Origin of the sequence: Allorhizobium pseudoryzae (assembly GCF_011046245.1) — a bacterium.
In the GTDB taxonomy this organism is placed as follows: domain Bacteria; phylum Pseudomonadota; class Alphaproteobacteria; order Rhizobiales; family Rhizobiaceae; genus Neorhizobium; species Neorhizobium pseudoryzae.
Genome location: NZ_CP049244.1, coordinates 35,568 through 47,405, shown reverse-complemented (window position 1 = coordinate 47,405; position 11,838 = coordinate 35,568). Strand labels below are relative to the sequence as shown.

At 60.6% G+C, this 11,838-nt stretch carries 11 protein-coding genes; 2 read left to right on the top strand and 9 right to left on the bottom strand.

All coding sequences use genetic code 11. The annotated features are described in order from the left end of the window. Positions 1-25: 25 nt before the first annotated feature. Positions 26-934: an SUMF1/EgtB/PvdO family nonheme iron enzyme gene (locus G6N78_RS19250; RefSeq protein WP_165222635.1), complete on the bottom strand. Its 909-nt coding sequence runs from the start codon at positions 932-934 to the stop codon at positions 26-28. Positions 935-1,004: 70 nt separating this feature from the next. Beyond that, the gene (nirK, locus tag G6N78_RS19245; protein ID WP_165222633.1) at positions 1,005-2,141 is read right to left on the bottom strand and encodes a copper-containing nitrite reductase; all 1,137 of its coding nucleotides are present in this window, start codon (positions 2,139-2,141) and stop codon (positions 1,005-1,007) included. 186 nt (positions 2,142-2,327) lie between these two features. Between nirK and G6N78_RS19240 the strand changes: the two genes are divergently transcribed. Further along, positions 2,328-3,557 (top strand): NnrS family protein, encoded by a 1,230-nt coding sequence (locus tag G6N78_RS19240; protein ID WP_165222630.1) that lies wholly within the window; start codon positions 2,328-2,330, stop codon positions 3,555-3,557. A 73-nt stretch (positions 3,558-3,630) separates the two neighbouring features. On the opposite strand, the gene G6N78_RS19235 is transcribed toward G6N78_RS19240, so the two are convergent. The 4 genes from G6N78_RS19235 to G6N78_RS19220 are packed head-to-tail and all read right to left on the bottom strand — an operon-like array spanning position 3,631 to position 6,096. Then, the gene (locus G6N78_RS19235; protein ID WP_165222627.1) at positions 3,631-3,918 is read right to left on the bottom strand and encodes a metal-sulfur cluster assembly factor; all 288 of its coding nucleotides are present in this window, start codon (positions 3,916-3,918) and stop codon (positions 3,631-3,633) included. Continuing rightward, complete coding sequence (locus G6N78_RS19230) at positions 3,915-4,427, bottom strand: DUF2249 domain-containing protein (protein WP_165222625.1); 513 nt, start codon at positions 4,425-4,427, stop codon at positions 3,915-3,917. Before G6N78_RS19230 ends, G6N78_RS19235 begins: the two co-directional genes overlap by 4 nt. 39 nt (positions 4,428-4,466) lie before the next feature. After that, a complete protein-coding gene (locus G6N78_RS19225; RefSeq protein ID WP_165222622.1) occupies positions 4,467-5,816 on the bottom strand; it encodes a hypothetical protein in 1,350 nt (449 codons plus the stop codon). A 13-nt stretch (positions 5,817-5,829) separates the two neighbouring features. Further along, positions 5,830-6,096 (bottom strand): DUF2249 domain-containing protein, encoded by a 267-nt coding sequence (locus tag G6N78_RS19220; RefSeq protein ID WP_165222620.1) that lies wholly within the window; start codon positions 6,094-6,096, stop codon positions 5,830-5,832. Positions 6,097-6,281: 185 nt separating this feature from the next. Between G6N78_RS19220 and hemN the strand changes: the two genes are divergently transcribed. After that, on the top strand, positions 6,282-7,631 hold the full coding sequence (hemN, locus tag G6N78_RS19215; RefSeq protein WP_165222617.1) for an oxygen-independent coproporphyrinogen III oxidase: 1,350 nt from the start codon (positions 6,282-6,284) through the stop codon (positions 7,629-7,631). A 72-nt stretch (positions 7,632-7,703) separates the two neighbouring features. Here the strand turns inward: hemN and G6N78_RS19210 are convergent, their stop codons facing one another. Genes G6N78_RS19210 through G6N78_RS19200 form a run of 3 tightly spaced genes read right to left on the bottom strand, consistent with a single transcriptional unit; the run spans position 7,704 to position 11,820 of the window. Further along, positions 7,704-9,599 (bottom strand): nitric oxide reductase activation protein NorD, encoded by a 1,896-nt coding sequence (locus tag G6N78_RS19210; protein ID WP_165222615.1) that lies wholly within the window; start codon positions 9,597-9,599, stop codon positions 7,704-7,706. A 7-nt stretch (positions 9,600-9,606) separates the two neighbouring features. Further along, the gene (locus G6N78_RS19205; protein ID WP_165222612.1) at positions 9,607-10,419 is read right to left on the bottom strand and encodes a CbbQ/NirQ/NorQ/GpvN family protein; all 813 of its coding nucleotides are present in this window, start codon (positions 10,417-10,419) and stop codon (positions 9,607-9,609) included. Positions 10,420-10,479: 60 nt separating this feature from the next. Next, positions 10,480-11,820 carry a cbb3-type cytochrome c oxidase subunit I gene (locus G6N78_RS19200; RefSeq protein WP_165222610.1) on the bottom strand — a complete coding sequence of 447 codons (1,341 nt, stop codon included), beginning with the start codon at positions 11,818-11,820 and terminating at the stop codon, positions 10,480-10,482. Between the last annotated feature and the right edge of the window lie 18 nt (positions 11,821-11,838).

The window sequence follows — 11,838 nt, the reverse complement described above, 5'->3', positions numbered from 1 at the left end:
CAGGAAGACCAGTGCCAGCAAGCGCTCAAGAAGTGATCCCCCTGTGGCGCAGCCGGCTCAGTAATCCAGCGTACCAACGATCATCGCGCACCAGCCGAAAACCGAGATTGGACGGAGGCGTTCCGACGGCGCACCCACCGGATTTCGGGTCGCGGACAAACGAGCTCATCGGCGACCGGTGCTGACCGACCGTCACATAGATGCCGCAGGCGGTCGACTCCTTGCTCCACTCTGGTCCGGCCAGGTCCACCCGTCTGTGACACGTCGAGGTCCATTCCCAAACGTTGCCCGCAAAATCGGCCAGCCCATGCTCGTTCTCGCCAAAAGTCCCGCGTCGTCTGGGAACAGGATTAGCATCGGCCTTCCTGCGCGTCTCCCGTTCGTAATCGGCCAGCCATCGCAAGGCAGGGTTACGACTATTGGCGTCAACGCCAAGCGCATCGTCCGGAAATCGGCTGCCGGCGGCAAATGCGATCTCCTCATGCGTCGGCAAGGTCCAGACCTCGCCTGTCTTGTCGCTCAGCCAGCGCGCATATCGGACGGCATCATCGTAGCTTATGCCTGTGGCGGGAAAATCCGCACCGGGGACATGGGCGGCAAGAATCGGAATGCATTTCGCGTCCTTAACGCAACGCCCGTATTCGCCTTCACTTACCTGGTACTTCATCACCGTAAGCGGCCTTGCAAAGCGGGCGTTCACGATCGGTCCATCGACAGCAAAGCCGTTCTTGTAGAACTCGCCATCGGCGCGATACGTGAAGCTACTGGCGGGGATGGTGACGCTCTCGACAAGATCGTCGACCTCAAGCCTTTCGTTCCGCTCGAAGTACCCCAACTGGCCCGCTATGGTCACAGAGCCACAGAGAAAGAGTGCCAGAGGCAGCCCGAGCGAGAGAGCCGAGACGTCCTGATGTTTGGCGCGCTGAGAAGACATCGGGTTTAGCCCTGATGAAGTGCCTTGAAGGAGCGCGCCCGCGCTGCCAGGAGTGCGGACGCGCCTGATGTCAGTGATTATTGGGAGTGACGATCGCCGTCATCAGATCGTTGTTCCAGTCGCCTTCGACCTTGAAATGCGCGGCAGCCCCCTTCTCGAACGCTTCGATCAGGTTGTGGTTGACGTAGGCATAGATCCCCGGCTGGTGGAACGTGTAGAATGCGGCACCCGCGGCTCCGCCAGGAATAAACCATGTCTCCTGGTCGAGGTCCGGCGGATTGGCAAACTTGCCTGTTGCCCAGACATAGTCGCCATGCCCGCCGATCAGATGCGGACGGGTGTCCCGGTTGGCCTGCGAATGCAGGATGAGAACCTTTTCGCCCACCTTGGCCCGCAGTGCATTGGCGCCGGTCAGAGCGCCGACAGCACCATTGAAGACGATATGGCTGGGCGTCAGGGTCTTCATCACCTCCAGCGTATCCGCATAGGCATCGCCATGGCTGTCATACGTCTTGTAATGTCCATCGGCATCACGCGGCACGTAGAAATCCTGTTCCCCGACATAATAGACCCGGTCGTAGGTGAGGTCGTTACCCTTGTGATCCTTCAGGCCGTCGCGTGGCAGCACCAGGATCGCGCCGTTCATCCCCGAGGTCACATGCCACGGCACCATTCCGGGAGGGGCGCAATGATAGACGAAGACCCCGGCCTTGGTGGCCTTGAAACGCATGACAGCCTTTTCGCCCGGATTGACCACGGTCAACGCGCCGCCACCGAGCGCACCGGTGGCCGAGTGGAAATCGATATTGTGCTGCAGCTCATTTGTCTCCGGGTTGACTAGCGTGACCTCGACATAATCATCCTGGTGAACGACGATCATCGGACCGGGCACCGAACCGTTGAAGGTCATGGCATGGACTTCCGTGCCGGCGTCATCCAGGATGATCTTCTTTTCCTCGATGGTCAGCGTGACTTCGTAGATCTTCGGCCCGCCCACAGCCTTCTGCGTGTGTGGGTGCACGAAGGGCGGCGCGATCGGCTGAAGTTTGACGCGCTCAAGGCCGGCGATATCAGTTGCCGGGGGCTGCAGATTGCTCGGCTGCGGGGCCGCGCCGCTCGCTGATGCAGCCACAAGCGGCGCCATGGCTCCGGCAAAGGCGGCGCCGGCAAGAATAGAACGTCTGGTGATTTGGAACTGGCTGCTCATGGAACCTCTCCTGGTTAGAAACGAACGTCTCTCGTTCCTTTCATCCAGAAGCTAAACCTGGCGGCTGCAGCTCTCTTTGTGCTGGAACAACATTGACCAAGCAAAACCTGCTCCACATTTGCCTTTGCGCAAAGAGAGAGACCGGTCTCCTTTCCTATTGTCCTCCTCGCACAATGGAGACACGATATGGGACATGCAGATCAAATACCCTCGACGCGTCGAGGCGCCGTGCCGCGAGGCCTCTCGACCACCGGGCCGGTTCTCTTTTCCTACGGGTTCAGGCCGTTCTTTCTGGGCGGCGCAGTCTGGGCGTGCTGTGCCATGCTGCTGTGGATACTGACGCTGATGGGAACCATCGACATTGCGCAAGGATACGGTGCTCCCGCATGGCATGCGCATGAAATGCTGTTCGGATTTGGCAGTTCCGTCCTGGCAGGCTTCCTGCTGACGGCGGTTCCGAACTGGACCGGACGACTGCCGGTGTCTGGCACCCCTCTGCTGGGGCTTTTTTCGCTCTGGCTTCTCGGGCGCGTGGCACTGCTCATGTCAGACTTGACGGGCAATGCGATCGCGGTAGCGCTCGATTCCCTGTTCTTGCCCACGCTCCTGTTGATTTGCGCGCGTGAGGTCATCGCCGGACGAAAGTGGAAGGACCTGAAGGTGGTCACCGGGCTCTTCATCCTGTCGGTTGCCAACATCTGCTTTCACGTCGAGACCCTGATGGAAGGTGCGCCCGATGTCAGCCCACGCCTTGCTATCGCGGCCTATGTCGCACTGGTCATCATCGTCGGAGGGCGCATCCTGCCGAGCTTTACCCGCAACTGGCTGGCAAAGGCCGGTGCAGCACGGTTCCCGGCACCGTACGACGGCTTCGACTCGGGCACGATCGTCGTCTCCGTCCTCGTTTTTCTGGCCTGGGCTCTTCGTCCGGAAGGAGTGGTCACCGCGGTTGCAGCCGCGGCGGCGGCCATCCTGCAGGTCGTGCGGCTCTATCGCTGGCGCGGGTGGAAGACGTTTGCCGAACCTCTGGTGCTGATCCTGCACATCGCCTACCTGTTCGTGCCGCTCGGCTTTGTTGCGATTGCGGCCTCTGCCTTGGGGAACATGGACGCGACAGCGGCCATGCATGTTCTCACCATCGGCACCGTTGCCACCATGATGCTGGCCGTCATGACCCGGGCCACCCGCGGCCATACGGGCCGTGAGCTTGAGGCATCAATGATGACCAACATCTCCTATGCGGCCATCATCGTCTCCGCTCTTGTCCGCCCCCTGACATCGGTGATGCCGGACCTGTCGAACCTGATCCATGCCATAGCGGGGATCGGCTGGATCCTGGCCTTCGCGCTGTACCTGGTGGAATATGCCCCCATGCTGACGCGCAAACGGCGCAAAGCGATCGCAACCGGGGCTTAAGAGCGGGTTTCCGTCGCAGCGATGAGCCAAATTGCCGGAGTCGAGGCGCGATCCCGTCGGGCCTCGACCACGTTCATGACCGCATCATGTCCGCAGACCACGGCGGGTCATAGGTCAGTTCCACATCAACGCGGGCGGCAAGTGCGAGGGAAGCGACCCGCGCCCTGACGGCATCGACCAGTAAACCGGAGAGCGGACAGCCGCGGGTTGTCGTCGTCATCCGGATCAGGATCTGCCCATCCGCAATCTTCTCGGCCGAATAGATCAAGCCGACATCAACGACGCTCATTCCGAGTTCCGGATCGATGACATCTGAAAGGGCTTGCGCGACCTGATCAAACAGAACAGCAGACGAGGTCATTGTGTGGCCTCACCGCGCCGGATCATGATGCGGAATGTGCTTCCGGTCTGGTCGTGATTGCCGACCCACTGATGTCCTCGCCTGACGAGTTCCGGAAACAGCAAGAGCGGCTCGCGCTGAAGGAGCGCAAACAGCACATTTCCGGCAGGCAACGCTTCCAGCGTCTCCAGGATGTGCACCATCGGCTGCGGCGGATCGAGATCCGTCAGATCGAGTTCGACAACAGGTTCGGGCCAGGTGGCCGGATCATCGACATTATCGGATGCCAGAACCCCGGCATCCTTTGGAAAGAATCGAACCTCATAATCTCCCCCCGAAAGTTCGAGGATCTCGTGCAGATAGCCTTTCCGCTCCATGACGGAAAACAGGGGTTGCGGTTTAAAGGGTGCAAGCAGCCGAAGCCCCTCCGTCGGACCGAGATGATCGACCGCGGTCATGATGGCGACAAACGGTTCGACCCCTGCAGCAAGCAAGGGGCGAACATCGAGTTCCGTATAGGTCAGGGGCATCGGCTCATTCCTTCTGTTGGTGGCCTGATCTGGATGGCCTTATGTTTGGTGGGCATAGAAAAGGTGGGGGCGAACCGTGCCGGACGGGAGCCCGATGTCCTTGGGCGCATAAGCCAGCCGCCGGGCACGAATGAATTCAAGCGCGAGCATTGTGACTGCGACAAGCTGCAGGCCGGCTGCCATGCGGAACAGGATGAGAGCATCGGCCAGGAGTGCCGTCAGGCCCACCACGACGCCCGCATGGTAGAGGATAAACCAGAGACGGGCACGCCGGTCCCTGATCAGATCCTGGACGCGCGGCACAGGCGCATGCCCCATCACCGGACCATAGGTCTCGAGCCACGTCAGAAACGGAACGATCTTGTAGAGCTGGGAGAGGCCGAGGCCGGAAAGCCATCCCATTGCCAGCACGTAGATCGCCGCTGCAATGACGGTCTGAGACTGGGGCGCGATAGCCGCCCATGCGAGGAGAGCGAAACCGAAAGGAAGGTATCCCAATGCGCAAAGGCCAAGCAGTGTGCTGAGTTCCAGCCTCTTGCGACGACGCGCCCGCACCATCCCTGCAATGTCAGAGAAAAAGACGCACATGCCACAAGCAAGAAAAGCGAGAGAAGCCCATTGCAGTGATGCGGCCACAGGAGAGCGGGCGTTCTCGACAAACGGGCCAAACCACAGGACAACGAGACCCGTGATGATGCTGGCCAGCAATGGACGTGTTCGAAGGCCCGTGGCCGGTGCCACCATGAACATGGAAAACAGCCGGTAGCTGACACCCGCGGCAGTGATGCTCATCCAGCCCAGGAGCCCCGACAGGGCGTGAACGGAAACACCCGCTTCCAGCAATGCCGGGACACCGCCAAGATCTGCCGTGCCGCTGAGAAGACCGGTGAAGGATGCACCAAGCGTGATCGTGACAAGAAGCGAGATGAGCCCGATCAGCACCATCCAGCTGGAATGATCCACAGACCTTTGCGACAGCATGGTCCAAGCAAAGGACAACAACAGACAGACGAAACCCGCGGCCAGGCTGAGGGCGCCGACCGGCATGATGATCAACAGAGCGCCATTCAGGCGTCCGCCAAGCGCCAGGAAACCGGCCAGCAAGGCCGCCAATCCGATGATCAGCAGGATCAAGGCAGGTGCACTCAGACATGTGAGGCGCGGCGCGGCGGCCGAGAGCACCGGCACGAACTGAAGCAGCGCACCGCAAAACAGGAGCCCGAGCCAGCCGATCGTTAGGAGATGGACAATAACAAGCGTGTCCGGTGCTGCCAAACTGTCGGACGGGTATCCGAACCCGGCTGTCATCCCCAGGAGGGCCAGCAGCAGGCAGGCGATCGACACCGCAAAATACGACATCGTGAAGCGTGACAGAGGCGCACCGGGCATCGCAACCTCCTGGCTAGTGACCGCAACAGCACTCGCAGCCGCTCGCCTCAACGCGGGTGATCTGCACCTTCCATACATCGGGGCCTTCAGCGAGGTACTCCCAATCGAATTCGTCCGGATAGCGGCTCGAAATCTGGTAGTGCAGCGGCCGCGGGTCGTGGTCGCTGGTGACATGCATCGCGGAACCCGGCGTCAAGGTCGCCAGCCTGCCAAAAATGGTGGGATGGCGTTGCGCTGGCGGGATGATCCGCACATCGATTTCGGGAATGGCGTTCGACATCTTTTTCTCCGGACTTTGATTTCGGGCTGGACGATGTGTCCATGGCCAAAGTTACGGGTCATGGCGGTCGACAACATTGCTCCCGAACAAACTCGCTGCACTTTCCGCTTCCAGCTTGCGCAAAGGCAAAGAGGGTCCATGACGTGACGGCTAAGCAAGTCGGGCAATGTCTGGAGAGGACGACGATGACCGACAGCATGATTGCAAAATACGGCGATACGCGATTGCCGCGTTACACGAGCTATCCCACCGCACCGCAGTTTTCGAACGCGATCGGCGCTGCCGAATACAGCAGCTGGATCGCAAAGATCGGCGGAGGCACGGTGTCACTCTACCTGCACATCCCTTTCTGCCGTTCGATGTGCTGGTACTGCGGCTGTCACACCACGATCACGGAACGGGACGCGCCCATCGCTGATTATCTGGCTGTATTGCGCACGGAAATCGCAATGGTGTCGAAACAATCGGACGCCCGGTTGGACGTGCGCGAGATCCATTTCGGCGGCGGGACACCAACCATCATCAGGCCAGACGAATTCCTGGCACTGATGGCCCTGATCCGCACGCGCTATGCGGTTCATCCCCGCGCCAATGTTTCCGTCGAGATCGATCCGCGCACGTTGACGGCGGAGATGGCCGCAGCGCTTGGCGAGGGCGGCGTCACCAGGGCCAGTCTCGGCGTCCAGAGCTTCGATCCGGTCGTTCAGAAGGCCATCAATCGAATTCAGTCGGAGGACACGACAGCCCATTGCGTCGAGGATCTGCGCCGCAACGGCATCAACGGCATCAACTTCGACCTGATCTATGGTCTCCCACATCAGACGGTCGCCTCCTGCAGACAGACGGCGCAGGTGGCGATTGCCATGCGTCCCGATCGGTTCGCGGTGTTCGGCTACGCCCATATCCCGACATTCAAGAAGCATCAGCGCCTGATTGACGAAAGCGCCCTGCCCGATGCGCAGGCTCGCCATGCGCAGGCGGAGGCGATCGCGGATGTTTTGACGTCTGCCGGCTACATCCGCATAGGCCTCGACCACTTTGCCTTACCGGAGGATGAACTCGCCCGTTCCGCGGGCCAAGGCCGCCTGAGGCGGAATTTCCAAGGATATACGACGGACAACTGCGACGCGCTTCTCGGCTTTGGCGCCTCTGCCATCGGCCGGCTTCACGACGGATACGTTCAGAACGAGGTTCCGCCAGGCCTCTATGCCCGCAAGGTGATGGCCGGGGACTTGCCCACCGTCAAAGGGTATCGCCTGACGCCCGAAGATCGACTTCGGGCGGAAGTGATCGAGCGGCTGATGTGTGATTTTGCTGTTGATCTCGCGGCAATCTCTGTCCGCCACGGTTTCCCTGCGGATCTCCTCATCCGCTCGAACACGGGGCTGCAGCTAATGGCAGCCGATGGTTTCATCGCACTCGACGGTGAAAAAGTTCGCCTCGATAGTGCCTATCGCTTTCTGGTCCGCACGGTTGCCGCGACATTCGACAGCTACCTTCATGAAAGCCGGCGCACTTTCAGCAAGGCGGCCTGAGAGATTGTGTTATCAACAGAATGGGCTCGGAGACACGCCCTCTCGGAGCCCATTTGCACGCCAAGCCAGGGCTCAGCGTGTCAGCCCGCGGTAGATCGCCGGCAGCACCTGCGGCAACCGGCCGATATTGCCAACGATGGCAAACCCATTGCGACCAAACATGGCCGGAAGGTAACTGCGGGCATCCTTGTCAACCGTCACTGCAAAGACCGACGTCCCCTGCCGGCGTGCCTCGGCGATAGCCTTGCGGGAATCTTCGAGGGCAAACCGCCCCTCGTAATGATCGATGTCGTTCGGTTTGCCGTCCGTCAGGATCAGGAGCAGACGTCGGCGGTTCGGCTGTTTGCAAAGCTCAGCGGAGGCATGACGGATGGCCGCGCCGATCCGGGTATAGTAACCCGGTTTGAGGCTGGCGATCCGCCGCTCCACCGCCGGGCTCATGGCCTCTCCAAAGGCCTTTACGGTTTCCACGCGCACCCACGAGCGCCGACGCGATGTGAAGGTGAGGATCGAGTGATTGGTGCCGCAAGCACTCAAGCCATGCGCGAGAACGGCAATCGCCTGCTTCTCCACATCGAGGACACGATGATCATCGAACCAGGCATCAGTCGACAAGGAAACGTCTGCGAGAATGGTCACAGCCAGATCGTGGCCCTGGGGACGCGAGAGAAGGTGGATCCGCTCGGATCCTTCCCCGCCGGCGGCAAGGTCCGTGCACATGCGCACAACGGCATCAAGATCGAGTTCGGCCCCATCCAGCTGGGCTTTCAGCGTCTCGTTCTTCGGTCGCAGGATTTCGAACTGACGACGAACCTTGCGCACCATTTGCGCCAAATCACCTGCCGGCTCGCCAGCGACCGTCTCTGACGCGGCCATTGCCGTCACCACCTTGCAATAGGATGGCCTGTATTCGGCTTTGCGGTAGTCCCACTCCGGATAGGAGACCTCCGCTTCAATTTGGCGAGGATCGACCCGCTCCGGCGGCAGATCCAGGTCAAACCGATATCTGGAGGACGGCCGCTCCAATCTCTTTCCGAGCGTGATCTCGTCGAGATCGCGTGCCGCATCCTTGTCGTCCTCCTGCCTGTCATCCGTCGGCCGGTCGATGTTGATCTTTTCCACCATCGCCAGGATCTTTTCGAAGCGGTTCAGAATGAACGGGCTTCGCTCCGCCGTCGATCTGGCCGCGTCGCGGTCGGCACGGTATTGCTCCTGGCCGGCAGCCGCGGCATTCGATCGCTCCTCCGCCTCCTCGTCGCTCAAGGCGCCACTCGCCTCCTCGCGCGGCTCGAAACATGGCCAGAGCGGCACGGCCATCATGCGTTGGTAACCGGCAGGGGCGTGCTGCGGGAAAATGGCGACCGGTAATGGGTTCGCAATTCCCGCCGCGTCGCGCAGGATGCTGATCACCCTGTTCTCCACAAGCTGTTCAACCGCCGGCAGGTGACCCCGCTTGCGTTCGAGAAGAACCGCTGCAGACAGGGCGGCATAGGTGCGGGAAAGCCCAGGAAAGCAGCCAAGAACCTGCCGGACGGTCCGACTGGCCCTGTCGAGCGCTTCCAGATCCGCCCGCATCGGATCGGGTGATCGAGAGGGCGACAGCGGCATCTGCGCCATATAGGCGGCAAGCCAGATGTAGAGACTTCGGTTGAGTGACCGGTCCGGAAAGAGGTCGATGGTCGGCGGCAGCATCACGGTGCCCGCATCACGAAGGGCCAGCGCCATCTTTTCTTCGCCGAGCCCCACCAGTTGCCGCAGGCGCAATCTGTGAGAACTGGTGCGCGCATGGGCAGGACCGAGCTGCGCCGTCGTGTCTCCGCCGAAGCCTCTGAAACAGGTGGCAAGGATGGGCTTCACCTCCTCAAAAGAAACAGCGCTATCGGGATAACGCGGCATGCTCGAGGTTGCGCCGACCAGTCGGTGCCAGACCTTGCCGACGGTTTCTTCCATTTCCAGAAACTCGAACATGATGACCTCAGGCGATCACGCCGGTTGCGACTTCGAGAAGGGCCACTTTGACGTCCTGGTCATCGGTCAGGGGCTCGATCATGGCGGCCCTGACCGCCTCGCGAACGGGCATCCCGCTGTCGATCAGCGTGGCACAGTAGACGAGCAGTCGGGTCGAGACGCCTTCCTCGATGTCCTGATCTTTCAACTGGCGCAGACGACGGGCAAGTTCGACCAGAGGAGCAACCCGCGCCTCATCAAGTCCGCTTTCCAATGAGACGACGGCGATCTCCTGCGCCTTGGGCAGGAAGCCGAATTCGATGGAGACGAACCGCTGTTTGGTCGATGGCTTCAGCGCCTTCAGCAGGTTCTGGTATCCCGGATTATAGGAGACGACGAGCATGAAGCCCGGTGGTGCTGCGAGATTTTCACCGGTGCGCTCGAGCGGCAGAATGCGCCGGTCATCGGTCAAGGGATGCAGCACCACCGCGACATCCTTGCGGGCTTCGACGATTTCATCGAGATAGCAGATGCCACCGTCACGGACCGCCTTGGTCAGCGGGCCGTCAACCCAGACGGTATCGCCGCCTTTCAGAAGGTAACGGCCCGTCAGATCGGCGGCAGCCAGATCATCGTGGCAGGAGACCGTGGAAAGCGGCAGGCCGAGACGCGTCGCCATGTGGCTGACGAAACGGGTCTTTCCGCAGCCGGTCGGCCCCTTGAGCAGCAAGGGAAGCTGGCGGGTCCAGGCCATCTCGAACAGTGCGCATTCATTGCCGCCCGGAACATAAGGCGGAATTTCAACATGTGCCCGTTCCCGGGCCGAAGACAAAAGGTTCATGATCTTTCTCCTGAGAAGGCGGTGTTGGCCCCAGCCGGATGGGTGGGGCCGCATGTGCGATCATTCCGCGGCTTGCAGTGACGCGACCGGTGTCCGTTCTCTGCCGGGAACAAAGATCGCCCAGATGAACATGACGGCCGAGATCAGGACGAAAACGCCCGATCCGAGACGGATCCAGTAGAAGAGGGCGAGTTGATCCTGCACATCCATGTAGCTCTCCCCCAGCACGCGCTGCAGGTGAACCTGGAGGACGCCGGCAAAGGTGAGGGCAAACGTCATGACCGACATGGCGGCGCACATGATCCAGAAGCTGACCATCGAGAGCATCTGGTTGTAGGGGGCACGGCCACGCAGTTCCGGCACGGCATAGGCCATGGCGGCAAGGTTCAGCATCACATAGGCGCCGAAGAAGGCCAGATGTCCGTGTGCTGCGGTGACCTGGGTGCCATGGGTATAGTAGTTGACCGAGGACAGCGTATGCAGAAAGCCCCAGACGCCGGCACCGAAGAAGGCCATGACCGAGCAGCCGATAGACCAGAGGATGGCCGCGCGGTTGGGGTGTTTGCGACCTGCCTTCCACGTCATCACGAAGGTAAAGACGACCATGGTGAAGAAGGGTGCGACCTCAAGGGTGGAGAAGATCGAGCCGATCCACTGCCAGTAGCCCGGCGCGCCGATCCAGTAGAAGTGATGGCCGGTACCCAGAATGCCGGAGAAGAGCGCCAGTCCGACGATCACATAAAGCCATTTTTCCACGACCTCGCGATCGATGCCGTTCAGTTTGATCATCAGGAAGGCGAGGACAGAGGCCATGATCAGCTCCCAGACACCTTCGACCCACAGATGCACGACGTACCACCAGTACATCTTGTCGAGCGCCAGATTGGCGGGATTATAGAAGGCAAACAGAAAGAAGATCGCGACACCCCAAAGGCCGAAGATCAGGATATTCGTGACCACGGTCTTGCGCCCCTCCAGCACGGTCAGCGTGACGTTGAAGAGAAAGATCAGCGCGACGATGACGATGCCGACCTTGATGGCGAAGGGTTGCTCGAGAAATTCGCGCCCTTCGTGGATGTGAAACAGGTAGCCGACCACCGCAATCGCCGCGGCCACGAGGAAGAGCCAGAACTGCAGCACCGCAAGCCGCGTGCTGTAAAGTTCGGTCTCCGCCTCTTCAGGCAGAAGGTAATAGGTGGTCCCCATGAAGCCCATCAGCAACCACACGATGAGTGCGTTCGTGTGAACCATGCGCACGATGTTGAACGGCAGAAGCTCGGACAATGTATTGGGCAGCACATAGATCGTGCCGGCCAGCACGCCGAACAGGAGCTGCGCAATGAACAGGCCGAGTGCACCGTAGAAATACAGCATCGCGACCTTTTGGGTTTGATATTTCATGATCGTCGTCCTTCCCTG

What these genes read in the sequence shown, in the direction of transcription:
- G6N78_RS19210 (WP_165222615.1), bottom strand. Translation starts at nt 9,599, where the DNA reads ATGTTCGAGTTTCTGGAAATGGAAGAAACCGTCGGCAAGGTCTGGCAC.
- G6N78_RS19250 (WP_165222635.1), bottom strand. Translation starts at nt 934, where the DNA reads ATGTCTTCTCAGCGCGCCAAACATCAGGACGTCTCGGCTCTCTCGCTC.
- G6N78_RS19200 (WP_165222610.1), bottom strand. Translation starts at nt 11,820, where the DNA reads ATGAAATATCAAACCCAAAAGGTCGCGATGCTGTATTTCTACGGTGCA.
- nirK (WP_165222633.1), bottom strand. Translation starts at nt 2,141, where the DNA reads ATGAGCAGCCAGTTCCAAATCACCAGACGTTCTATTCTTGCCGGCGCC.
- hemN (WP_165222617.1), top strand. Translation starts at nt 6,282, where the DNA reads ATGACCGACAGCATGATTGCAAAATACGGCGATACGCGATTGCCGCGT.
- G6N78_RS19225 (WP_165222622.1), bottom strand. Translation starts at nt 5,816, where the DNA reads ATGCCCGGTGCGCCTCTGTCACGCTTCACGATGTCGTATTTTGCGGTG.
- G6N78_RS19230 (WP_165222625.1), bottom strand. Translation starts at nt 4,427, where the DNA reads ATGCCCCTGACCTATACGGAACTCGATGTTCGCCCCTTGCTTGCTGCA.
- G6N78_RS19220 (WP_165222620.1), bottom strand. Translation starts at nt 6,096, where the DNA reads ATGTCGAACGCCATTCCCGAAATCGATGTGCGGATCATCCCGCCAGCG.
- G6N78_RS19235 (WP_165222627.1), bottom strand. Translation starts at nt 3,918, where the DNA reads ATGACCTCGTCTGCTGTTCTGTTTGATCAGGTCGCGCAAGCCCTTTCA.
- G6N78_RS19205 (WP_165222612.1), bottom strand. Translation starts at nt 10,419, where the DNA reads ATGAACCTTTTGTCTTCGGCCCGGGAACGGGCACATGTTGAAATTCCG.
- G6N78_RS19240 (WP_165222630.1), top strand. Translation starts at nt 2,328, where the DNA reads ATGGGACATGCAGATCAAATACCCTCGACGCGTCGAGGCGCCGTGCCG.